The sequence below is a fragment of the Salipiger mucosus DSM 16094 genome (assembly GCF_000442255.1).
Classification (GTDB): domain Bacteria; phylum Pseudomonadota; class Alphaproteobacteria; order Rhodobacterales; family Rhodobacteraceae; genus Salipiger; species Salipiger mucosus.
In genome coordinates this window covers 1-21,267 of the sequence record NZ_KE557289.1, presented here as the reverse complement: position 1 = coordinate 21,267, position 21,267 = coordinate 1, and the positions used below count along the sequence as shown (strand labels likewise).

General features: G+C 69.6%; 20 protein-coding genes and 1 riboswitch. Of the genes, 8 read left to right on the top strand and 12 right to left on the bottom strand.

Annotated elements, in window-relative coordinates; all coding sequences use genetic code 11:
* Positions 1 to 21: 21 nt before the first annotated feature.
* The 5 genes from SALMUC_RS26305 to SALMUC_RS26285 form a co-directional block, all read right to left on the bottom strand.
* Entirely contained in the window at positions 22 to 789 is a 768-nt protein-coding gene (locus SALMUC_RS26305; RefSeq protein WP_020041655.1) for a DeoR/GlpR family DNA-binding transcription regulator, read from the bottom strand.
* 23 nt (positions 790 to 812) lie between these two features.
* The gene (locus tag SALMUC_RS26300; RefSeq protein ID WP_020041654.1) at positions 813 to 1,748 is read right to left on the bottom strand and encodes a sugar-binding transcriptional regulator; all 936 of its coding nucleotides are present in this window, start codon (positions 1,746 to 1,748) and stop codon (positions 813 to 815) included.
* Positions 1,749 to 1,847: 99 nt separating this feature from the next.
* Positions 1,848 to 2,780, bottom strand: coding sequence for a sugar phosphate isomerase/epimerase family protein (locus tag SALMUC_RS26295; RefSeq protein ID WP_020041653.1), 933 nt, complete (start codon positions 2,778 to 2,780; stop codon positions 1,848 to 1,850).
* Entirely contained in the window at positions 2,780 to 4,288 is a 1,509-nt protein-coding gene (locus SALMUC_RS26290; protein ID WP_020041652.1) for a glycerol-3-phosphate dehydrogenase, read from the bottom strand. The genes SALMUC_RS26295 and SALMUC_RS26290 overlap by 1 nt, the downstream gene beginning before the upstream one ends.
* Position 4,289: 1 nt before the next feature.
* Positions 4,290 to 5,891 (bottom strand): FGGY-family carbohydrate kinase, encoded by a 1,602-nt coding sequence (locus SALMUC_RS26285; protein ID WP_020041651.1) that lies wholly within the window; start codon positions 5,889 to 5,891, stop codon positions 4,290 to 4,292.
* A gap of 526 nt (positions 5,892 to 6,417) precedes the next feature.
* On the opposite strand from SALMUC_RS26285, the gene SALMUC_RS26280 reads away from it, so the two are divergent.
* From SALMUC_RS26280 to SALMUC_RS26260, 5 genes are all read left to right on the top strand, one after another.
* Entirely contained in the window at positions 6,418 to 7,059 is a 642-nt protein-coding gene (locus SALMUC_RS26280; protein ID WP_020041650.1) for a DUF2291 family protein, read from the top strand.
* On the top strand, positions 7,056 to 8,606 hold the full coding sequence (locus tag SALMUC_RS26275; RefSeq protein ID WP_020041649.1) for a sugar ABC transporter ATP-binding protein: 1,551 nt from the start codon (positions 7,056 to 7,058) through the stop codon (positions 8,604 to 8,606). The genes SALMUC_RS26280 and SALMUC_RS26275 overlap by 4 nt, the downstream gene beginning before the upstream one ends.
* An 11-nt stretch (positions 8,607 to 8,617) precedes the next feature.
* Positions 8,618 to 9,652: an ABC transporter permease gene (locus SALMUC_RS26270; protein WP_020041648.1), complete on the top strand. Its 1,035-nt coding sequence runs from the start codon at positions 8,618 to 8,620 to the stop codon at positions 9,650 to 9,652.
* A gap of 93 nt (positions 9,653 to 9,745) precedes the next feature.
* Positions 9,746 to 10,696: a D-ribose ABC transporter substrate-binding protein gene (locus tag SALMUC_RS26265; RefSeq protein ID WP_020041647.1), complete on the top strand. Its 951-nt coding sequence runs from the start codon at positions 9,746 to 9,748 to the stop codon at positions 10,694 to 10,696.
* A 131-nt stretch (positions 10,697 to 10,827) separates the two neighbouring features.
* The gene (locus tag SALMUC_RS26260; protein WP_020041646.1) at positions 10,828 to 11,283 is read left to right on the top strand and encodes a GFA family protein; all 456 of its coding nucleotides are present in this window, start codon (positions 10,828 to 10,830) and stop codon (positions 11,281 to 11,283) included.
* Between the two features lie 55 nt (positions 11,284 to 11,338).
* Here the strand turns inward: SALMUC_RS26260 and fba are convergent, their stop codons facing one another.
* From fba to SALMUC_RS26240, 4 genes are all read right to left on the bottom strand, one after another.
* The gene (fba, locus tag SALMUC_RS26255) at positions 11,339 to 12,373 is read right to left on the bottom strand and encodes a class II fructose-bisphosphate aldolase (protein WP_020041645.1); all 1,035 of its coding nucleotides are present in this window, start codon (positions 12,371 to 12,373) and stop codon (positions 11,339 to 11,341) included.
* Positions 12,374 to 12,376: 3 nt separating this feature from the next.
* Positions 12,377 to 13,345, bottom strand: coding sequence for a class 1 fructose-bisphosphatase (locus SALMUC_RS26250; RefSeq protein ID WP_020041644.1), 969 nt, complete (start codon positions 13,343 to 13,345; stop codon positions 12,377 to 12,379).
* 65 nt (positions 13,346 to 13,410) lie between these two features.
* Complete coding sequence (gene derI, locus SALMUC_RS26245) at positions 13,411 to 13,872, bottom strand: D-erythrulose-4-phosphate isomerase (protein WP_020041643.1); 462 nt, start codon at positions 13,870 to 13,872, stop codon at positions 13,411 to 13,413.
* Positions 13,869 to 14,654 carry a triose-phosphate isomerase gene (locus tag SALMUC_RS26240; protein ID WP_020041642.1) on the bottom strand — a complete coding sequence of 262 codons (786 nt, stop codon included), beginning with the start codon at positions 14,652 to 14,654 and terminating at the stop codon, positions 13,869 to 13,871. The genes derI and SALMUC_RS26240 overlap by 4 nt, the downstream gene beginning before the upstream one ends.
* A gap of 134 nt (positions 14,655 to 14,788) precedes the next feature.
* On the opposite strand from SALMUC_RS26240, the gene tkt reads away from it, so the two are divergent.
* Positions 14,789 to 16,795, top strand: a complete 2,007-nt coding sequence (gene tkt, locus SALMUC_RS26235) for a transketolase (RefSeq protein WP_020041641.1) — start codon at positions 14,789 to 14,791, stop codon at positions 16,793 to 16,795.
* A gap of 40 nt (positions 16,796 to 16,835) precedes the next feature.
* Here tkt and SALMUC_RS26230 read toward each other — a convergent pair whose 3' ends face one another.
* Complete coding sequence (locus SALMUC_RS26230) at positions 16,836 to 17,309, bottom strand: 6,7-dimethyl-8-ribityllumazine synthase (protein WP_020041640.1); 474 nt, start codon at positions 17,307 to 17,309, stop codon at positions 16,836 to 16,838.
* Between the two features lie 72 nt (positions 17,310 to 17,381).
* Positions 17,382 to 17,513: riboswitch (FMN riboswitch) on the bottom strand.
* 264 nt (positions 17,514 to 17,777) lie between these two features.
* On the opposite strand from SALMUC_RS26230, the gene SALMUC_RS26225 reads away from it, so the two are divergent.
* Both SALMUC_RS26225 and SALMUC_RS26220 read left to right on the top strand, forming a co-directional pair.
* The gene (locus SALMUC_RS26225; protein WP_020041639.1) at positions 17,778 to 17,996 is read left to right on the top strand and encodes a hypothetical protein; all 219 of its coding nucleotides are present in this window, start codon (positions 17,778 to 17,780) and stop codon (positions 17,994 to 17,996) included.
* Positions 17,997 to 18,459: 463 nt separating this feature from the next.
* Entirely contained in the window at positions 18,460 to 19,521 is a 1,062-nt protein-coding gene (locus SALMUC_RS26220; RefSeq protein ID WP_020041638.1) for a hypothetical protein, read from the top strand.
* A gap of 33 nt (positions 19,522 to 19,554) precedes the next feature.
* On the opposite strand, the gene SALMUC_RS26215 is transcribed toward SALMUC_RS26220, so the two are convergent.
* Entirely contained in the window at positions 19,555 to 20,916 is a 1,362-nt protein-coding gene (locus SALMUC_RS26215; RefSeq protein ID WP_020041637.1) for an ABC transporter substrate-binding protein, read from the bottom strand.
* A 90-nt stretch (positions 20,917 to 21,006) separates the two neighbouring features.
* The coding region (locus SALMUC_RS30765) for a hypothetical protein (RefSeq protein ID WP_037372998.1) at positions 21,007 to 21,267 on the bottom strand (261 nt) is incomplete at its 5' end.

The window sequence follows — 21,267 nt, the reverse complement described above, 5'->3', positions numbered from 1 at the left end:
CCTAGCCGGGCGCGGGCGGGATCAGCCGCCTTCTGCCACGCGCAGCTGGGCGCCGGCGGCTTCGATCTGTTCGCGCGCCTTTCCCGAGGGCTCGGCATCGGTGACGACCGCCGCGAACTCCGAGAACCCCGCGAGGACATGGAGCGCGGACTGGTCGAACCTCAGGTGATTGATCATCAGCACCGACCGCACCGCCGCATCCATCATGCCGCGTTTCGCCCGGGTGATGTCGTCGTCCATGTGGTAGATGCGTCCCTCGCCCGCCGCCGGGGTCGAGATGAAGGCCAGGTCGGCGCGCAGGGTCGCCAGCGCCTCTTCGGTCACGCGGCCGACCCAGGCGTTGTATTTCGCGGAATAGCGGCCACCCAGGGCGATGACGCTGATGCCGGGCTCGGCCTTCAGGGCCTCCATCACCGCGTCGTTGTTGGTGATCACCGTGAGCGGGCGTTTCTCGGGCAGCAGCCCGCCCAGCACCGAGGCCGTCGAGCCGTCATTGACCATCACCGTCATCCCCGGCTCGACCCAGTCGAGCGCGGCGCGGGCCATCCGCTCCTTGAGATCGTGCCCCTGAAGCTGGCGGAAGCGGAAGTCGCTCTCGAACTGCGAGCCGGGCTCGATCGTCGCGCCGCCCCGGATCTTGCGCAGCAGCCCCTCGCCCTCGAGCTCGTCGAGATCGCGGTGGATCGTCATCTTCGACACCCCGAACTGCTCGGCCAGCTCGTCGAGCTGCACCGCGCCGTCGCGCACCAGCGCGTCGAGGATGTGCTGCCTCCGGTCGTCTCGTTTCATCGGGTCGTCCTTTGCGTGCCGCGTCAGCCCAGAAGCGCGCGCGCGGTCCGCTCGTCGGTGATCAGCCCGGCCACCCTGCCCGACCGCAGCACCGACCGGATCGCCTCGACCTTGTCCGGCCCGCCCGCGACGGCAACGATATCCTCTTCGCGCTCGGGATCGTAGCCCACCGCGAGTGTCCTGGCCGAAAGCGTGGTTTCCACGACAGTCCCCGAGGCATCGAAGAAATCGCCCAGCATCTCGCCGCGCGCCCCGGCCGCCGCGATCTCCTCGATCTCTGCCGGCTCGATCATCCCCGAGGAGACGAGCTGCGCATCGGCCGTGGCGGTGCCGATGCCCACGATCTTGAGCGTGGCCGCCTGGGCCATGCGGAAGACCTCGTCGACGCCGCGCTGCGACAGCAGCACCTCGCGGTCCTCGACGGTGTTGGCGAAGAAGGGCACCGGCATGACATAGGCATGGGCGCCGGTCTTTTCGGCGATGCGGTGCATCACGTCGTGGGGGTTTGCCGCGAAGTTCCGCGTGAGCCCGCCCAGCAGCGACACGAAATGCAGGCCCTTGGCGTCGATGCGCGGCAGTTGCCGGGTGACCTCCGCCAGCGTCCGCCCGTGGCCCAGGCCGATGACAGAATGCTCGCCCGTCTCGAACTGGCGCTTGAGGTAGGCCGCGCCCGCCAGCGCCAGCGCCCGCAGTGGCAGCCCCTCCTCGCCGATGTCCGGCGCCACCTCGCAGAGCTTGAGGTCGTAGGTCTCGAAGAGCCGTGTCTCGAGCTCGACGCACTCCACGATGTCACCCTCGATCGAGACCTTGACCCGCCCGTCGGCCACCGCCTTGGCGATCAGCCGGTGCGCCTTGACCGAGGGAAGACCCAGCCGCTTGGCCACCTTGGCCTGCGTGAGCCCGCCCACGTAGTGCATCCAGGCGGCGCGGATGGCCAGCGTTTCGTCAGTGTCGTTCATGGTGTCCTTCGTGTCGGGCGGCGGGGCTGCAAATCGGCGGGTCGGTCCTTGATAGAGCCACGGCGCAGCCGGGGAAAGCCGCGCCGCGCGCAAGACGCCCTAGACATGGAGGTCAGAGGCCCCCGTCTCGATGTGCGGCGCCCAGAAGGCGACGCTCTCGGCGACCTGCGGGATCACCTCGCGGTCGTTCGGCTCGCGTTCCTTGAAGGACAGCTCGAGGCAGATCTCGTTGTCCTGCGCGCCGCCCTCGGCAAAGGCCGCGAGAAGCGGCCCGGGCTGGATGCGGCCCCTGGCGTTGAACGCGGCGGTGAAGGGGCGGTGGCCGCCCTTGTCCATGAGGCTCTGCTTGATGTGGATGATCGGCGAGACCTTCGGCACCGCACGGGCCCAGGCGTAGGGGTCGACGTCGTCGGGGTTGGCGCTCGTCACGTCGCCGTGGTCGATGTCGGCCATCATCCACATCGGGATCGCCATGTTCGCGGCGGTCAGCCTGTCCTGAAGCGCCATGCACTCGGCGATGGTCTCGCCGAACTCGCGGGCGACGCTCATCGGCTCCCAGAAGACGTAGTCGAGCCCCGCAGCCTTGCCGTGCTCGGCCACCTCGGCCCAGCACTCGATCGCGATGTCGATCATCTCGGCGCGCTTCGCCGGATCGTCCTGCTCGCGGTAGGTCAGGATCGCGAACTGGGTGCCGACCGAGGTCCCGCCGAGGTCGGCGGTGATGTCGGCGAAGGTCTTGAACCAGTCGACGTAGTAGCGCCGCACGTCCCGGTCGGGGTGCCCGAAGTGGTTGAGCCGCCCGTAGGGCCCGGTCATGCCCGAGGTCACGCGCACGCCGGTGCGCCCCAGCGCCGCGCCCATCTGCCGCGTGAGGCGGCGGATCACCGGCGCAGGCCACGAGGGATTGATGAACTCGTGCGTCAGCTGCAGGTCGCGGATGCGCAGATCGCGCGCGACGCAGTCGATCAGGTCGTCCGGATCGGCGAAACGGTTCACCAGCGGATTGGTGTTCAGCGAAAGCGTCAGGCCCATCAGGCGGCCACCGCGTGCGCCGTGTCGAACCACTCGGTGAAGGCGGCGATCTCGGCCTCGGTCATGTCCAGCCGGTGCTTGGTCCGGCGCCAGATGATGTCCTCGGCCGTGACCGCCCACTCGTTCTCGACCAGCCAGGTGACCTCGGCCTCGTAGAGATGGGCGCCGAAGTAGCGGCCCAACCCCTCGAGCCCGCTCGCCGCGCCGACGATGCGCCGGGTCAGCGTGCCGTAGCGCCGGCCGTAGTATTCGCGCAGCTCGCGGCTCATCCAGGGGAACTCGGCCTTCAGCGTCTCGCGGAAGCTGTCGAAGTCGGCCCCCGGCATGTCGCCGCCGGGCAGCGCCGCGGCCTCGGTCCAGTCGGCCCCCATCTTCGGAAAGACGTGCCGGATCTCGTGCATGCCGCGTTCGGCCAGCTCGCGGAAGGTGGTGATCTTGCCGCCGAAGATGTTCAGCAGCGGCGCGCCGCCGGTCTCGTCGAGATCGAAGGTGTAGTCGCGGGTCACCGCCGAGGGGTTGCCGTTGCCGTCGTCGAAGAGCGGCCGGACACCCGAGAAGGTCTCGAGGATGTCCTCGCGACGCAGCTTTTCCTTGAAGTAGCGGTTCACGCAGTCGAGCAGGTAGGAAATCTCGCCGTCGTCGATGGCGACGTCCTCGGCCCGCCCCTCGTAGGCGATGTCGGTGGTGCCGATCAGCGCCTTGTCGCCCTCGTAGGTGTTGATGAAGATCACCCGCTTGTCGGTGTTCTGCACGAGGTAGCTGTGCGGCCCCTCCCAGAACTTCGGCACGATGATGTGGCTGCCCTTGACCAGCCGCACGTTGCGCGAGGAGTTGGCCCCCGCGACCCGCGTCAGCACGTCGGTCACCCAGGGCCCGGCCGCGTTGACCAGGCACCTGGCCGCGAACTCGCGCGTCTCGCCGGTCAGGCGGTTCTGCGTGGTGATGCGCCACCTGCCGTCCTCGCGCCGCGCGCTCACGGCGGGCGAACGGGTCATGACGATGGCCCCGCGCTGCGCCGCGTCGAGCGCGTTCAGCGTCACGAGGCGGGCATCGTCGACCCAGCAGTCGGAATACTCGAAGCCGCGCGTGTACTTGTCGAGCAGCGGCGCCCCCTCGGGGTCGCGCCTGAGGTCGAGCGTGCGCGTGCCCGGAAGCTTCTTGCGCCCGCCGAGGTGGTCGTAGAGGAAAAGCCCCAGCCGCACGAGCCAGGCCGGCCGGTCCTGCGGCGAATGCGGCAGCACGAAGCGCAGCGGCCAGATGATGTGCGGCGCCGCGTTCATCAGCACCTCGCGTTCGATCAGCGCCTCGCGCACGAGGCGGAACTCGTAGTACTCGAGATAGCGCAGCCCGCCGTGCACCAGCTTGCCCGAGCGCGACGAGGTGCCCTCGGCCAGGTCGTCCTTTTCGCAGAGCGCGACCTTCAGGCCCCGGCCCGCGGCGTCGCGCGCAAAGCCTGCCCCGTTGATGCCGCCTCCGATGACGAAGAGATCCAGTTCCTGCGTGCTCATGTCACGATCCTCCTTGTGCGGCTCGCGGCGTGTCGATGTCGGGGGTGGCCTGCCGCTCGCGCCGGTCAGCCAGCCGGTCCCAGACCGGCTCGAGCGCCTCGCGCGCCGCGGCAAAGGCGGGGTAGAGATCGGCATAGGTGGCCTGGAGCGCCGGGTCCGGGGCCTCGGCCGGGCCCAGCAGCGGCGAGACCCATTCGGCCACGCAGCTCTCGATGTCCGGGTAGGCGCCGATGGCGACGGCGGCCATCATGGCGCAGCCCGCCGCGCCCGCCTCCTCGCGGGCCGAGACCCGCACCGGGGCGCCGACGGAGGCCGCGAGGATCTGCCGCAGCGCGCCGGAGCGCGCCGCACCGCCGGTCAGGCGCAGCTCGGCCGGCAGCGTGCCCATGGCGCCATAGCAGTCGCGCGCCGCCATCCCGAGGCTCTCGACCACCGCGCGGATCATGTCCGGGAAACGGTGCCCCGCCGAAAGGCCGACAAAGCCCGCGCGGGCATTGGAGTTGACCATCGGGCCGCGCTCGCCCGCCTCGGAAACGTAGGGCTGGTAGAGCAGCCGCCCCGGCTCGGAGCGCGCCAGCCAGCCGTCGATCCGCGCCACGAGATCGGCGTAGTCGTGCGGGTGGCCGGTCTCGCTCATCAGGTCGGCCGCGACGCGCAGCGCCCAGTCGATGTTGAGCGTGGCGGCCATGTTGGTCTGCACCTGCGTCACCATGTTCTCGGCCGGCAGGCAGATCACGTAGCCCGAGCGGCCGTTCAGCGTGACCGCGTCGTCGCGCACCGCGCGCATGTGCACGCCGGTCGAGCCGATGGTCGAGCAGGCCGCGCCGGGCGTGCCGGTATGGACCCCGGCCCCGAGCGCGGTCATCACCATGTCCACGTAGCCCAGGCTGACCGGCGTGCCGGCCCGCAGGCCGGTCGCCTCGGACGCCGCCGCGCTCAGCGGGTGGGTCTCGCGGCTGCCGTCGAGGATCGGCGGCAGCAGGTGGCTGCGGCCGCGCAGCTCGAGCGCCTCGATCACCAGGTCGGAATATTGGCGTGTGCGGAAGTCGCCGAAGGTGAAGCTGGCCTCGGAGGGGTCGGTCGCGCGCACGCCGGTCAGGTTGAGATAAAGCCAGTCCTTGCAGTGCAGCGCCACCTCGGCGCGGTCCAGAAGCTCGGGGCAGTGGCGGCTCATGTGCGCCATCTGCGCGCCCTGCTGGCAGGTGTTGAGCGCGGTGCCCGTCGCGCGGAAGCGCGCGGCGTCGCGATGGTGAGCGGCCAGCCTGCGGGTGGTCTCGGCCGCGCGGGCGTCCAGCCAAAGCCAGGCATCCTCGACCGGGCGGTCGCCCTGCCCCACCAGCCAGGTGCCGTCGCCCTGCCCCGTCACGGCCAGCGCGGCGGTGCGCGCGGCCAGCCCCTCGACATCCGCGCCGAGGCCGCACAGGGCGCGGGCGCAATCGGCCCAGGTGCGGTCCATGTCCTGTGTCGCGGCGCCGTTCGGGCCGCTGTCGTAGCGGTTCGGCACCGCCGCGGCGGCGATCTGGCGGCCGCTCAGGTCGAAGGCCACGGCCTTGATGACCGAGGTCCCCGCGTCGATGCCGATGATGATGTCGCGATCAGCCATGCTGCGGCATTCCGGGGCGCAGATGGCGAGCCACGCAAGGCGCTTGTGCCATGCGACCTCCTCCCTTGGTTTGCGACCGCGGCTCCTCCAGCCGATGCGGTCCGTGCCGGGGCCGGACGGCCCGCGACGTGATCCAAGCATACGCCAGCCCGATCACATGTCGAGTGTATTTTTTTACTTTCGTTGTAATTTTTTTCAGTTAAGGTGGATGACACGACCCGGACCCCACAGCCCGCCAGACGGAGGAAAAGGCAGGCGTATCAAGGGGTTTCGGGACGTGGCAGGCGAAACGGGCAGAAGCACGATTCGTCTTGCGAAACGGGAGGACGACGGCCTGCGCAGGGATGGGCCACGCCGGATCTCAGCCGCGACACGCACCGGGACGCCGTCATCAAGGCGGCCACGGAGAACTGCTGTCGAAGGCACCGGAGATCGGGCGGGGCGACGTCACGCGGCGCCGCGGCAGCACCTCCCGCCTTGGATCAACAGGCCCCGTCCGGGGGCCCGACGGGAGGAGCGACAGGCCATGAGTGCCACCGATATTTCCATCAAACCGCGTGTCGGCAGACGGGGCATCCTCATCGGCGCGGTGGCCTTCTGCACCCTGGCCGCGATCGCGCTCGACACCACGGTCGTCACCATCGGCTCGGACCAGGACACCCGCGTCGCGGGCTTCTCGCCCGATGCCTTCGGCGCCGAGCAGTTCCCCCGCATCCGCGAGGACGTGAAAGCGCGCGCCGTCGAGGCCGAAACGCTGGCCGCCGCGCTGGCCGAGGACAAGTCCGCCGCCGCCGCGCAATACGGCACCGGGGGCGCGATGCCTGTACTACCCGTACGGGTTTCCGGTACGGTTGGCGACGGCAAGTCCGGCATCTACGACATCGAGGTCGACGGGGTCGAGGACGTGCGCGTCCGGGTCCAGACCGGCCCCGCGATCAACGGCACCGACCTGCGCGACGCGCCCGGCGACATCGCCTTCGGCGACTTCAAGAACCAGATCGAGTACCAGGACGCCGGCGCCGGCATCAACCGCGCGATGAAGGCCGAGGTTCTCGAGGGGCTCGACACCTCGTCGCTGACCGGCAAGACGATCTCGGTCACCGGCGTCTTCAAGCTGATCAATCCCAAGATGTGGCTGATCACCCCGGTCGAGGTGCAGGTGCAATGACCGTGCAGCAGAGCATCCGTCCCGAGGCCGCGCAGGCCACCGGCGAAGTGGTGATGTCGGCGCGGCACGTGGCCAAGCACTACGGGGCCGTGAAGGCGCTCAAGGGCGTGAACTTCGACATCCACCGCGGCCAGGTCACCACGCTCTTCGGCGAGAACGGCGCAGGCAAGTCGACCCTGATGAAGATCCTCTCGGGCATCGTCACGCCGACCTCGGGACAGATCCTGCTCGACGGCGAACCGGTGAGCTTTCACGGCGCCAACGACGCGCTGGCGCAGGGCATCTCGATCATCCACCAGGAGCTCGCGCTGGCCCCGAACCTCAACGTGCGGGACAACATCTTCATGGGGCGCGAGATCCGCACCCCGCGCGGCGTCGACTTCGCCGAGGAAGAGCGCGTCACCCGCGCCCTGATGGAAGAGCTGGAAGAGGAGATCGACCCGCTCACCCCGGTCGAGGAGCTTCGCCTCGGGCAGCAGCAGATCGTCGAGATCGCCCGCGCCCTGCAGGCCCGCAGCCGCATCCTTATCATGGACGAGCCGACCTCGGCGCTCTCCGCCTCGGAGGTGGAGGTGCTCTTCAAGGTGATCAACGACCTGACCGCCAAGGGCGTCAGCATCGTCTACATCTCGCACCACCTCGAGGAGGCGCTTGAGGTGACCGACCACGCGGTCGTGCTGCGCGACGGCGAGATGACCGCCTATGCCCCGCGCGCCGAGATCGACCTGGAGTGGATCGTGCGCAACATGGTCGGCGAGGGCTTCGACCTCGGCTCGCCGCCCGCCAGCCGGACGGGCGAGCCCGCGCTGATCATCGAGGACCTCTGCGTGCCCGATCCCTCGGGTCACGGGCTGGTGGTCGATCACATGAACCTCAGTGTCCGCTGCGGCGAGATCGTCTGCATCTACGGCCTGATGGGCGCCGGGCGCACAGAGATGATGGAATGCGCCGCAGGCCGCATCCGGGCGCGCGAGGGCGCGGTGAAGCTGCACGGGTGCGACGTCTCGCACCTGTCGATCGCCGAGCGCATCGACGCCGGGCTCGTGCTGGTGCCCGAGGACCGGCAGCGCGACGGGCTGGTGCAGACCATGACCGTCGGCCAGAACCTGTCGCTGTCCTCCATCGCCGCCTTCACCCGGGGGCTCTTCACCAGCCGCAAGGCCGAGCGCAAGGTGGTCGAGGACTCGATCCGCGAGGTCACCGTCAAGACCGACGGCGGCGGCGCGATGATCGGCTCGCTCTCGGGCGGCAACCAGCAGAAGGTGGTGATCGGCAAGATGCTGGCCACCCGGCCCGAGGTGATCCTCCTCGACGAGCCGTCGCGCGGCATCGACGTCGGCGCCAAGGCCGAGGTCTTCAAGCTGCTGGCCCGCACGGCGGAGGAGCGCGGCCTGGCGGTGCTCTACTCGACATCGGAAGTGGGCGAATGCCTGAGCATCGCGCACCGGATCGTCGTCATGAACCGGGGCCGCATATCGGCCGAGTTCGATCACACCGCAACCAAGGAACAGATCATGGCCGCCTCTGGCGAAGCCGTGCACCACTAAGGGAGGCCATCATGGCGGACATCACGAATTCCAAGCCCGCGGGGGGCGGCATGGGCCTGAACATCGGCAAGATCCTTCTCGAGGGGCGCGCGTTCTTTGCCCTCGTGGCCATCATCGTCGTCTTCTCGATCCTGTCGCCGGTCTACTTCAGCCTCGGCAACTTCCTCATCATGTCGAGCCACGTGGCGATCTTCGGCCTGCTGGCCATCGGCATGCTGCTGGTGATCCTGAACGGCGGCATCGACCTGTCGGTCGGCTCGACGCTGGGCCTGTCGGGCGTGGTCGCGGGCTTCCTCATGCAGGGGGTCGAGATCCCGGCCGCGGGCGTGGTGCTCTACCCGCCGGTCTGGGCGGTGGTGGTTCTGACCGTGCTGCTGGGCGCCTTCGTGGGGCTGATCAACGGCGTGCTCATCGCGATCTTCAACGTCCCGGCCTTCGTGGCGACGCTGGGCATGCTCTACGTGGCGCGCGGCGTCGCGCTGCTGATGACCAACGGGCTGACCTACAACAACCTGGGCGGCGACGCGGCGCTGGGGAACACCGGCTTCGACTGGCTGGGCTTCAACCGCATCGCGGGCGTGCCGATCGGTGTGATCGTGCTGGCGCTGGTCGCGCTGGCGGTGGGCCTCGTGCTGGCCCGCAGCGCCTTTGGCCGCTGGCTCTATGCCTCGGGCGGGAACGAGCGCGCCGCCGAGCTTTCGGGCGTGCCGACGCGCGGCGTCAAGATCTCGGTCTACGTGCTGTCGGGCATCTGCGCCGCCATCGCCGGGCTGGTGCTGAGCTCGCAGCTGACCTCGGCCGGGCCCACGGCCGGCACCACCTACGAGCTGACCGCCATCGCGGCGGTGGTGATCGGCGGCGCGGCCCTGACCGGCGGACGCGGCAACGTCCTGGGCACGATGCTGGGCGCCTTCGTCATCGGCTTCCTGAGCGACGGCCTCGTGATCATCGGCGTCTCGGCCTACTGGCAGACGGTCTTCACCGGCGCCGTGATCGTGCTCGCCGTGCTGCTCAACAGCCTGCAATACGGCCGCTCCGGCCGCTGAGAATTCGCGGACGCGAGGCAGGGAGGCCTCGCGCCCGAATAAGCCGCCGGGTCCCACCGGCACATACCAGATCCCAACGGGAGGATACCCAAGATGAACTTCACAAGGCGCACCATTCTCGCAACCGTCGCAACCCTGCCGCTGATGGCGCAGGCCGCCATGGCCGACGGGCTGATCTCGATCATCGTCAACGACCCCTCGAACCCCTACTGGTTCACCGAGGGCGAGGTCGCCAAGGCGACCGCCGAGGAGCTGGGCTACGACGCCAACGTCACCGCGCACAAGGGCGACACCAACACCGAGAGCAACCTCGTCGACACCGCGATCACCAACCAGGCCAAGGCGATCATCCTCGACCCGGCGAACGCGGACGGCTCGGTCGGTGCCGTGAAGAAGGCCGTCGAGGCCGGCATCCCGGTCTTCATCGTCAACGCCGAGATCAACCAGTCGGGCCTCGCCAAGGCGCAGCTGGTGTCGAACAACGCGCAGGGCGCGGCGCTTGGCGCCATGGCCTGGGTCGAGGCGATCGGCGACGAGGCCTCCTACGTCGAACTCTTCGGCGCGCCGTCGGACAACAACGCGCAGACCCGCTCGAACGGCTTCGAGACGGTGCTGTCGCAGTATCCCGACCTCGTGGAGAAGGCCGAGGAAGTGGCCAACTGGGACCGCACGCAGGGCTATTCAAAGATGCAGTCCATGCTGCAGGCGAACCCCGACATCTCGGGCGTGATCTCGGGCAACGACGAGATGGCGCTCGGCGCGATCGCCGCGCTGAAGGAAGCGGGCAAGCTCGAGGGCATGGTCGTCGGCGGCTTCGACGGCTCGCCCGACGCGGTCGACGCGGTCAAGGCCGGCGAGCTGACCTACACCGTGCTGCAGCCGGTGGCGATCTTCGCCGAGGAAGCGGTGCGGCAGGCCGACCACTTCATCAACAACGGCGAGCTGAAGGTGGCCGAGGAGAAGCAGCTCTTCGACTGCATGCTGATCGACTCGAGCAACGTCGACGCCTACTCCGGCCCGTTCACCCTGGATCAATCCTCCTGAATCCGGCGGAACGGGACGGGGAAAGGGGGCCTGCGGGCCCCCTTTTTCGTGCCTGAAGCGGATTGAGGACCGCGCCGGTCCGGGGCAGTCTGCGCGCGGGCCCGAGGCGGGCCGCGAGGAGAGGAGAGGACATGGACGAGATCGCGCTTCCGCTCGAAGGGACCTGCCGCTGCGGGGCCACCCGGTTCCGGATCACGGCAGCGCCGATGATGACGGCCGCCTGCCACTGCACCGGATGCCAGCGCATGTCGTCGAGTGCCTTTTCGCTGACCGCGATGGTGCAGGCCGAGGGGTTCGAGCTGCTGCAGGGGGAGCCCGTGCTGGGCGGCCTTCGCAACCCAGAGCTGCAGCACAGCTTCTGTCCCGCGTGCCTGACCTGGATGTTCACCCGCCTGCCCGAGCACGGGATGGTGAATGTCCGGCCGACGATGTTCGACGATCTCTCGTGGTTCTCGCCCTTCATCGAGACCTGGACGAAGACGAAGCTGCCCTGGGCGCAGACCGGGGCCACGCACGGTTTCGAGGAATTTCCGCCGATGGAGCGGTTCGGCGAGCTGATGGCGGACTACGCACAGCGCCGGGGCTGACAGCAAAAGGCGCGCCCGGGCGGAGCGCGCCTGTCCGTGCCTGCCGCGAGAGGGGTCAGTAGCGGGCGGCCATCGCCTCGGGCGGCAGCGGGGTGATCCGCGAGGCATGACCGGCGGTGCCGAAGGCCTCGAAGCGGGCCTTGCAGAGGTCCTGCATCAGCGCCTTGCCCTCCTTGAGATACTTGCGCGGGTCGAACTCGCCCGGCGTCTCCGACAGCACCCGGCGCACGCCCGCCGTCATCGCCATGCGGTTGTCGGTGTCGATGTTCACCTTGCGCACGCCCGAGCGGATGCCGCGCCGGATCTCGTCCACCGGCACGCCCCAGGTCGGGCGGATGTCGCCGCCGTAGCTGTTAATGACCTGCTGCAGGTCCTCGGGCACCGAGCTCGACCCGTGCATCACGAGATGCGTATCGGGCAGACGGCGGTTGATCTCCTCGATCACGCTCATGGCGAGGATCTCGCCGTCGGGCTGGCGGGTGAACTTGTAGGCGCCGTGCGAGGTCCCCATCGCCACCGCCAGCGCGTCGACGCCCGTGTCCTTGACGAACTGCTCGGCCTCGGCCGGATCGGTCAGGAGCTGCTCTTCCGAGAGCTTTTCCGTGGCGCCGTGGCCGTCCTCCTGATCGCCCATGCCGGTTTCCAGCGAGCCCAGCACGCCCAGCTCGCCCTCGACCGAGACGCCGCAGGCGTGCGCCATCTCGGTCACGCGCCGGGTGATGTCCATGTTGTAGGCATAGTCCGCCGGCGTCTTGCCGTCGGCCAGCAGCGAGCCGTCCATCATCACGCTGGTGAACCCGTGCTGGATCGCCGTGGCGCAGGTCGCGAGGGCGTTGCCGTGGTCGAGGTGCATGCAGACCGGGACCTCGGGGAAGGTCTCGACCAGCCCGTCGATCAGCCGCGCCAGCAGCCTGTCGCCCGCGTAGGCCCGCGCCCCGCGCGAGGCCGCGAGGATCACCGGCGCGTCGGCCTCGCGCGCCGCGGTCATGATCGCCAGCCCCATCTCCATGTTCGAGATGTTGAAGGCGGGCACGGCGTAGCCGTGGTCGGCGGCGTGGTCGAGCAGTTGGCGAAGCGTGATGCGGGCCATGTGTCAGGTCTCCTCGGACAGGTGTCTTTCGATGATCCCGACCTCTTCGGCGGCGCCGAAGACCAGCGGCACGTTCTGGTGCGGGCTGTCGGGCAGCAGGTCGAGGATGCGCCGGGTGCCGTCGGTCGCGCGGCCTCCGGCGGCCTCGATCAGGCAGGCGATGGGCACCGCCTCGTAGGCGAGCCGCAGCCGCCCCTCGCGGTAGCCCTCGCGCCGGTCGGCCGGGTAGAGAAAGGCGCCGCCCTTGAGCAGGATGCGGTGCAGTTCCCCGACCGCGGCGGCCAGCCAGCGCATGTTGAAGTCGCGCCCGCGCGGCCCCTCGGCCCCGGCGCGCAGCTCGGTGGCCCAGGCCTGAAGGCCCGGGCTCCAGTGGCGTTCGTTCGAGGCGTTGTAGGCGATGGTCGAGGCCTGATGCTTCAGGCGGACATCGCGCGCCGCGATGCGGAAGTCGCGCCCGTCGTGGGTCGCGATCTGCACGCCCTGCCCGGCGGTGAAGCCGAAATCCAGCGAATGCCCGAAGGAGGCATAGCCAGCGGCCACGGCCTCGCGGCCCGGGCGCCGGAAATCGGCCGGCCCCGTGGGATAGATCGCGAAGAGCATGCCCAGCGGCGCGCCGATCCCGATGGAGCCCGAGCCGTCGATGGGATCGATGGCGAGGTCGAAGGCCCCGTCGGGATCGACCAGTTCGACCGCCTCGGCCTCTTCCGACAGCACGTGGCGGACGCCCCGCCCCGCCAGCGCGGCGAGGACGTGATCGTGCGCCCCGACATCCAGCGCCTTCTGCACGTCGCCGCTTTCGTTCTGCCCGCAGGCGGCCGCCGGGTCGCCGGGCAGCTTGCCCGCGCCGAGGCGGGCCGCGATGGCCGGCAGCGTGCCGGCAAGCGCGGCGATGAGCTCGCCCAGTGCGCCGTCCGGCAGGCAGGAGTGAAGGAGCGCCGCCTCGGTCGGGCGGTCGTTGGGCAGTGTCAGCATGTCGGGGGATCCGTTTTCAGCCACGACCGGGCCCCGAAAGGCGCCCGGTCCATCGGCCCCGGTCCTTAGACCGTGTGGTATTTCGCGTCCACCGCGTCGATGGCGTTCACGTTGTTGGCCGACTTGCCGGCCGGGTCGAAGACCGACGACAGGAAGGCGTCGGCGATGTCCTTGGCCAGTTCCGCCCCCACGACGCGCGCGCCCATCGTGATGATCTGCGCGTTGTTCGAGGTCGCGGCCTTGCCCGCCGAGTAGGTGTCGTGGGTCTGCGCCGCGCGGATGCCCGGCACCTTGTTGGCCGAGAGGCAGACGCCGATGCCGGTGCCGCAGCACAGGATGGCGCGGTCGTAGGTACCCGCCTTGATCGCCGTGCCGATCCGGTCCGCAAGGTTGGCGTAGTAGTCGTCGGGCCCGGTGTCGGTGCGCGACGCCTCGGTGACCTCGTAGATCGGGTTCTGGGTCAGGTATTCGGCCAGGGCCCGGGCAAGGGGTTCGCCGGCACTGTCGCCGGCCACTGCGATTTTCATGTCAGTTCCTCCGTCTTGGCTTGTGCGTCCAGCGCGGCGTCGCAGCGCGCGAGAATGTCGAGGTATCCGGCCACGTCCCAGGCGGAGCGCCCGATGAAGAGCCCGTCGATATGGGGGCAGGCGATCAGTTCGGCGCAGTTGCCGGGGTTGACCGACCCGCCGTAGAGGCAGGGCACGCGGCGGCCGAGCACCTCCTGGGCCACGGCGATGATCTCGGCCTGCCGGGCGTCGGCGTAGTCCGCCGTCGCCGGGATGCCGGTCTCCCCAATTGCCCAGACCGGCTCGTAGGCGAGCCAGATCTCGGACCGCGCCTGATCGGCGGTCAGCTTCGACAGCGCGCCGCGCACCTGCCTTGCCAGCACCTCGGCGGCGCGGCCGCCCTCGCGGTCTTCCAGCGTCTCGCCGATGCAGATCAGCGGGATCAGCCCGTGACGCACCGCCGCCTCGGTCTTGAGGCCGACCGTCTCGTCGGTTTCGCCGAAGTGTTCGCGCCGCTCGGAATGGCCCAGCTCGACGATGTCGAGGCCGCAGTCGACCAGCATCGGCGCCGAGACCTCGCCGGTCCAGGCGCCGGAATCGGCCCAGTGCATGTTCTGCGCACCCACCAGAGCGGGCGTTTCGGCCAGCGCCGCCTTGACCTGCCGCGTGGCGGTGAAGGGTGGAATGACGAAGCTGCGGATGCGCGGCGAGAGGCTGGCGGATGCAAGCCCCTCGGCCCAGTCCAGCGCCTCGGCCAGGGTCTTGTTCATCTTCCAGCTTGTGCCGATCCAGGCCTCGGGCATGGCGAAGGCTCCTCCGTTTCGTGATCTCAAAATAACACTCAATTCTAACATTGCAACACATTTTATGTGACTTTGTGAGATCACGGTGTTAGATCACAGGCAGGATGTTAGCGCTCACTCAGGAGGAGGATGTCATGCTCGATCAGCCCCAAGTCGCGGCCAAGGCCGCCATCGACCCGGAGAACTTCGCACTCGCCAACTGCCTGCGGGCGCTGGCGATCGACGCGGTGAACGCGGCGAACTCGGGCCACCCCGGCGCACCCATGGGCATGGCCGACGCGGCCACGGTGCTGTTCCGCAAGCACCTGAAGTTCGACGCCTCGGCGCCCGACTGGCCCGACCGCGACCGCTTCGTGCTGTCGAACGGCCATGCCTCGATGCTGCTCTACGGGCTGCTGCACCTGACGGGCTACGCGGACATGACCATCGAGCAGATCCGCAATTTCCGGCAGTGGGGCGCGATCACCGCGGGGCACCCCGAGTGGGGCCATGCCAAGGGGGTCGAGACCACGACCGGCCCGCTGGGACAGGGCCTTGCCACCGCCGTCGGCATGGCGCTGGCCGAGCGGGCGCTGGCCGCCGAGTTTCCCGGCCTCGTCGATCACCGCACCTGGGTGATGCTGGGCGACGGCTGCCTGCAGGAGGGCATCGGGCAGGAAGCGATCTCGCTGGCCGGACACCTCGGTCTCGGCAAGCTGAACCTGCTCTACGACAACAACGACATCACCATCGACGGGCCGACCTCGGTCAGCTTCTCCGAGGATGTGCCGGCGCGGCTCGCGGCCTGCGGCTGGCACGTGATCCGCTGCGACGGCCATGATGCCGAGGCGCTGGACAGGGCCATGACCGAGGCCAAAGCCGAGACCGGGCGGCCCACGCTCATCGCCATGAAAACTTTGATCGGTTTCGGGTCGCCCAACCGCGCGGGCACGGCCAAGGCGCACGGCGCGCCGCTGGGCGAAGAGGAAGGCGCGCTCGCCAAGGCCGCGCTTGGCTGGGAGGCGGCGCCCTTCGAGATTCCGGCGGAGCTGGCCGGGACGTGGCAGGCCATCGGCGCCCGTGGCGCCGAAGCCCGCGCCGAGTGGGAGGACGCGCTCGCCGCCTCCGGGCAGGCCGAGGCGTTCCGCCACCGCATCGAGGGCACCCTGCCCGAAGGTTACGAGGCCGCCGTCGCCGAGGCACGCAAGGCGCTCTTCGACGCGCCGCAGACGGTCGCGACGCGCAAGGCCTCGCAGATCGCGCTGGAACGTCTCGCGGCGGCGGTGCCCGCGATGATCGGCGGCAGCGCCGACCTCACGGGCTCGAACCTCACGCGGGTGGCGGCGGTGGACAGCGCCTTCACCGCCGAGGCTCCGGGCCGCTACATCGGCTACGGCGTGCGCGAGTTCGGCATGGCGGCGGCGATGAACGGGCTCGCGCTGCATGGCGGCTTCCGGCCCTACGGCGGCACCTTCCTGGTGTTCTCGGACTACGCCCGCAACGCGATCCGCCTCTCGGCGCTGATGGGGCTCGGCGTGACCTACGTGATGACGCACGATTCCATCGGGCTGGGCGAGGACGGGCCGACGCACCAGCCGGTCGAGCACCTGGCCTCGCTGCGGGCGATCCCGAACCTCGACGTCTTCCGCCCCGCCGACGCGGTCGAGACGCTCGAGGCCTGGGACATCGCGCTGCACAGGCCCGCCACGCCCGCGCTGCTGGCGCTCTCGCGGCAAGGGGTGCCGCAGCTGCGCGAGGCGGGCGCGGAGAACCTGACCGCGCGCGGCGCCTACGTGATCCGCAGCTTCGGCGCGCGCCGCGACGTGACGCTGCTCGCGACCGGAACGGAGGTCGCGCTGGCGGTCGAGGCCGCCGAGGCTCTGCACGCCGAGGGACACGGCGTCGCCGTCGTCTCGATGCCCTGCTGGACGCTGTTCGACGCGCAGCCCGAGGCCTATCAGGCCGAGGTGCTGGGCGATGCGCCGCGCATCGCGGTCGAGGCGGCCTCGGCCTTTGGCTGGACCCGTTACGTCGCGCGCGAGGCGGATGTCGTCGGCATGCCGGGCTTCGGCGCCTCGGCCCCGGCGGAACGCCTCTACGCCGAGTTCGGCATCACCGCCGAGGCCGTCGCGGCCCGCGCCAGGGCGCGGATCGCGGGATAAGGGAGGCGCGGCTCCGAACCACGGGGCCGCGCCATCCGCCTCAGCCGTTGACGACCGACAGCCCGGAGCCGGGCATCGCCACGTCCAGCACGCCGCGCACGGCCCGCGCCGCCTCGGCGCCCTTGCCCACGAAATGCTCGCGGAAGAAGGCGTTGTGCGCCTCGGTTTCCTGGTAGTTGTGCGGCGTCAGCGACACCGAGAAGACCGGCACGCCGGTCGTCATCTGCGCCGCCATCAGCCCCTTCACCACCGCGTCGGCCACGAAGTCGTGGCGGTAGATGCCGCCGTCGACGACGAAGGCCGCGGCCACGACCGCGTCGTAGCGGCCGGTTTCGGCGAGGCGCTTGGCCAGCAGCGGCATCTCGAAGGCGCCGGGCACGTCGTAGGCGTCGACCTCGGCGCCCGGCAGGACGTCGGCGGCCTCGGCGACAAAGCCCTCGTGCGCGCGGTCGACGATGTCGGCGTGCCAGCGTGCACGGATAAAGGCGATGCGGGTTTGAGTGTGGTCGGTCATTGCGGAACCCTCCGTTGGTCACAAAAGGTCCCAGAGCTTTCGCCCGCACAAGGCGGGTGAGCGCCGTGCACGATACGTCTCTTCCATCCGGACTTTCACCGTCGGCCCCGGAATTCCACCGGGTCTGCTTGACCCCTTCCATCGGAAGGGCGCTCGCGGGCTGTCACCGCCGGTGGGGAATTTCACCCCGCCCTGAGAACGCGCACACCATAAGCGAGCCTCCGGCGCGCGCAAGTGACGGATGACCTGCCGGGACCCAAGGCGGCCCCGAATGCTGCCATTTCGGGCAACGGCCTGCCATGCCCGGAAAATCCCGGGGCGGCGACGCAGGCCCGGCGGGCCTTACGCCCCGGCATGCACGGGGCGGGACGCGGGGATGCGGGATCGTCGGTAGTTATGCTGCGGTGCGGCAACTAGGTTCTGGCTCAACAGCGGGCGCCAGACGCCCGACATTCAAGGAGACCCGACATGTCCGCAACCGACATTCATTCCGTCCCGCACCACGACACCGACGACCGTGGCATCCTGACCCGCATCTTCGACGGCCTGATCTCTCTCGCCGAGAAGAACCAGCGCCTGCGCCAGGCAGACAAGCTCTCGGCCATGAGCGACGCCGAGCTTGCGCGCCGCGGCCTGCGCCGTGACGAGATCGTTCATCACGTTTTCCGGGATCAGCTCTACATCTGAGCCCCGGACAGGCCTTTCGGGCGGCCGGCGCGGCCAGGTGCCGCCGCAGGCCACGAGCGCCCGAAAGACCGCGTTTCGCCGGAAATCGCGCGCAGCCGCGCCCCGTCCGGCCGCTTGCCGGGACGCCACGGCGCGCCGGGCCGCATCCGCCGATTCCGGCCGGCCCCTTCAGTGACCGCTTGAACCTCGCGTCCCGGCACATATTTTGGCCGGAGGACGTGTGGTTCGGGGGTCTCTTGCAGATCGCATGCTTCGTGGACGACGATGGCTTCGACCGGAAGCGCGTCGCCGGGGCGCCCCGCACCTCCCGGACCGGACACCGCCGCGCCCCCACCCGGGGCCGATCGCGTTTCCGGAGCGGCAGCCACGTCCGGCCGCCGACACCCGGACCCGGCTTCGGGGACCGACGACAGACCGTCCGCCACGCGATGGCCACCGACATGCAACCTGCACGAGCGCCCGGATGCCCGACCTAGACGACCGCCTCATCATCCACGTCTTCGGCGAGACCGACTTCACGAGTTTCGTCCTCGACCGCGACGCCTGCGAGGGCAAGCCCAGGGTGTTCGACACGCCCGACGGCGACGACTACGTGCAGGTGATCGGAACGCTGTTCAGCCAGGACAACTGGGGCCAGCTGCGCGAGCGCAAGGCACAGAACGGCATGACCTTCGAGGAGCTCGTGGCCCATTCGCTCGTGCACCTCGTGGCCGATACCGACTCGGTCAACGCGGCCCTCGACGGCGGCTACAACCTTGTCGCGCTCGGCATCTTCAAGGGCGAGGCCAAGGCCGACGAGAAGCCGGCCTTCAAGGCGCGCTTCCTCGGCATTTCCTCGAGCACGACGAACGATCCGCACGCGCATCTCGACCTTGTGCGGCAGGGCGCGGAATACGCGGCGCCCTTCCTGCAGGAGGATATCGAGGCCGGCAAGATCGCCTCGGACAGCGTGATCGCGCGGATGATCGAGCCCGAGGCGGAGGACGAGGACGACGCGGACGAGCTCGAGGAGCTGCCGCAGGCGGTCTTCTTCCACGAGATGGTGACGGAAAAGGGCCTCGAGACCGTGATCCTCTGCGCCTGCGACTCCGAGCTGGCCCAGGCCGCCGGAGAGGAGCGCGACCTTGTCGTCGGGCTGGTCTCCGGGGTCGTGCCCACGCCGCACGGCAGCGTCGGCTACTGGCTGTGGCAGGTCGCGCCCGATGCGCCGCACGGCTTCACGCAGGAGCAGTTCATCGACCTGGGCTCGCTGCCGAACGCGACCTACGACCGGATGAAGCGGTCGGACACCGTCCGCTTCCTGATCGTCGACCGGGACACGCGCGTGAACACGCGCTCGGCGCTTCTCAAGCGGGACAGCATCGGCCTGAGCGAGTTCGAGGCCATGGCGACCGAGATCGCCGCCTCGGAGCCGGATGCCGATTTCGGGGCCGCCTGCGACCACGTCATGGAGACCGTCGACCCCGAGGAATTCCTGCAGCAGGTGCGCGACCGCGAGGGACGCGGCAAGTCCAACCTTCACTGAAGGCCCTGCCGGCACCTGGCGCGCGGCCGCGCCCTACCGGAGCCGGTCCCAGCGGGCCTGCACGTTCCCCGTGACCTCCTCGGCCGAAGCGCCGGTCTGGTAGTCGACCATGGCCTGCCAGAAGGCGGATGTGCCGATCTCGCCGGGCATGAGGTCGGAGCCGTCGAAGCGGAAGGTGGTCGCACTGGTCAGGATCTCGCCCTGCGTGCGCTGCGCCTCGGTGGCATAGGCCTCGGTCGAGGCCTTCAGGTGCGGGGTCAGGAACTGGCCCTGGCTGATCTGGATCTCGTGGGCGAAGGGCGTCTTGAGGAACTCGACGAAGGCCAGCGAGACGGGCCGGTCGTTGGTCGAGGTGATGACCCCGCCCGATCCCAGCACCGGCTGGCCGAGATCCCTGTCCTCGTAGGCCGGGAAATAGAAGAAATCCGCGTCCGGGCCGACCTCGACATCATCGGGAAAGAAGTTCGGGATGAACGAGGCCTGGCGGTGCATGTAGCACTCGGCCGGGATGGTGAAGAGGCCGGCGGGACTGTCGCGGAAGTCCCGCGTCGCGACGCTGTCCGCCCCGCCGACGACGAAATCGTCGTTGCGCGCGAACCAGCCGTATTCCTCGAAGGCGGCGATGATGCGCGGATCGTCGAAGGGGATCTCGTTGGGGACCCATTGGTCGTAGACCTCGGTCGGCTGGGTCCGCAGGACGATTTCCTCGATCCAGTCGGTGCCGGGCCAGCCGGTGGCCGACCCCGCCCCGAGCCCGATGCACCAGGGCGTGCCGCCGTCGTCGACGATCTGCTCGGTCAGCGCCTTGAGCTCTTCCATCGTCTCGGGGATCTCGTAGCCCATCTCGTCGAAGGCGATGGGCGAATACCAGACCAGCGACTTCACGTCCGCGCCGAAGATCGTGCCGTAGATGCGCGCCGCGCCGTCGGCCCCCTCGTAGGTCACGAGATCGGCCCAGGAGGCGCCGGCCGCGAAATTCTCCTCGAACCAGGCGCGGTTCTGGTCCGGTAGCGGGTGCAGAAAGCCCCGGCCCGCCATCTGCTCGGCCAGCCCGGGCTGCGGGAACATGGCGATGTCGGGCAGCGCGCCGGACTGGGCGGCGATGACGATGTCCTGCTCGAAGTTGTCCGAGCCCGAAAGCCGCACCTCGGCCCCGGTGGCGGCCGCGAAATAGGCGAAGAGGTTCTCCAGTTTGGCCTTGTCCTGCCCGGTCGAGGAGCCGCGCACCTCGAGCACCTCGCCCGTGAAATCATGCGCCGCGGCGAAGTCCTCGTAGGCGGACCAGGTGAAGGGGCCCTCCCCCTGCGGATGGATGAGATCCTGGGCCGGAGCGGGCTGCGACAGCAGCAGGATCAGCGCGGGACCGAGCCCGAAAACAGGTGCGCGGCGTGTCATGATGTCCTCCCTTGAGCTTCTGAAAGCCTATCCGAAACGTTTCGGATCGACGTCAGGATGCGGGAGCGCGCATGAGCTGTCAACCGCGCGTCAGCTGTCGGCGATAAGCGCCACGTTCAGAAGGGTTTGCTGGCAAGGCTCGCCGCGAATCGCAGCCGCCAGCCCGGCGCAGAGCGGCCCCCAGGCCTCGGACAGGGGCGCCCGGCTGCGCACCAGCGGGGGGCCGATCCGGTCGGGGCCGTAGCGCAGGATGCCGTCGTCGTGGGCGCCGATGGGCACAGGCCCCAGCGCGTCGCGCAGCCCGGCGGCCAGCATCATGTTGCCCGCGACGACCCCGTCAGCCTCGGCGAG

Coding starts and splice junctions, on each gene's coding strand:
- SALMUC_RS26305 (WP_020041655.1), bottom strand. CDS start 789: ATGAAACGAGACGACCGGAGGCAGCACATCCTCGACGCGCTGGTGCGC.
- SALMUC_RS26220 (WP_020041638.1), top strand. CDS start 18,460: ATGCCCGACCTAGACGACCGCCTCATCATCCACGTCTTCGGCGAGACC.
- SALMUC_RS26285 (WP_020041651.1), bottom strand. CDS start 5,891: ATGGCTGATCGCGACATCATCATCGGCATCGACGCGGGGACCTCGGTC.
- SALMUC_RS26300 (WP_020041654.1), bottom strand. CDS start 1,748: ATGAACGACACTGACGAAACGCTGGCCATCCGCGCCGCCTGGATGCAC.
- SALMUC_RS26225 (WP_020041639.1), top strand. CDS start 17,778: ATGTCCGCAACCGACATTCATTCCGTCCCGCACCACGACACCGACGAC.
- SALMUC_RS26280 (WP_020041650.1), top strand. CDS start 6,418: ATGAGTGCCACCGATATTTCCATCAAACCGCGTGTCGGCAGACGGGGC.
- fba (WP_020041645.1), bottom strand. CDS start 12,373: ATGGCCCGCATCACGCTTCGCCAACTGCTCGACCACGCCGCCGACCAC.
- SALMUC_RS26270 (WP_020041648.1), top strand. CDS start 8,618: ATGGCGGACATCACGAATTCCAAGCCCGCGGGGGGCGGCATGGGCCTG.
- SALMUC_RS26295 (WP_020041653.1), bottom strand. CDS start 2,780: ATGGGCCTGACGCTTTCGCTGAACACCAATCCGCTGGTGAACCGTTTC.
- tkt (WP_020041641.1), top strand. CDS start 14,789: ATGCTCGATCAGCCCCAAGTCGCGGCCAAGGCCGCCATCGACCCGGAG.
- SALMUC_RS26240 (WP_020041642.1), bottom strand. CDS start 14,654: ATGCCCGAGGCCTGGATCGGCACAAGCTGGAAGATGAACAAGACCCTG.
- SALMUC_RS26230 (WP_020041640.1), bottom strand. CDS start 17,309: ATGACCGACCACACTCAAACCCGCATCGCCTTTATCCGTGCACGCTGG.
- SALMUC_RS26215 (WP_020041637.1), bottom strand. CDS start 20,916: ATGACACGCCGCGCACCTGTTTTCGGGCTCGGTCCCGCGCTGATCCTG.
- SALMUC_RS26260 (WP_020041646.1), top strand. CDS start 10,828: ATGGACGAGATCGCGCTTCCGCTCGAAGGGACCTGCCGCTGCGGGGCC.
- derI (WP_020041643.1), bottom strand. CDS start 13,872: ATGAAAATCGCAGTGGCCGGCGACAGTGCCGGCGAACCCCTTGCCCGG.
- SALMUC_RS26250 (WP_020041644.1), bottom strand. CDS start 13,345: ATGCTGACACTGCCCAACGACCGCCCGACCGAGGCGGCGCTCCTTCAC.
- SALMUC_RS26290 (WP_020041652.1), bottom strand. CDS start 4,288: ATGAGCACGCAGGAACTGGATCTCTTCGTCATCGGAGGCGGCATCAAC.
- SALMUC_RS26275 (WP_020041649.1), top strand. CDS start 7,056: ATGACCGTGCAGCAGAGCATCCGTCCCGAGGCCGCGCAGGCCACCGGC.
- SALMUC_RS26265 (WP_020041647.1), top strand. CDS start 9,746: ATGAACTTCACAAGGCGCACCATTCTCGCAACCGTCGCAACCCTGCCG.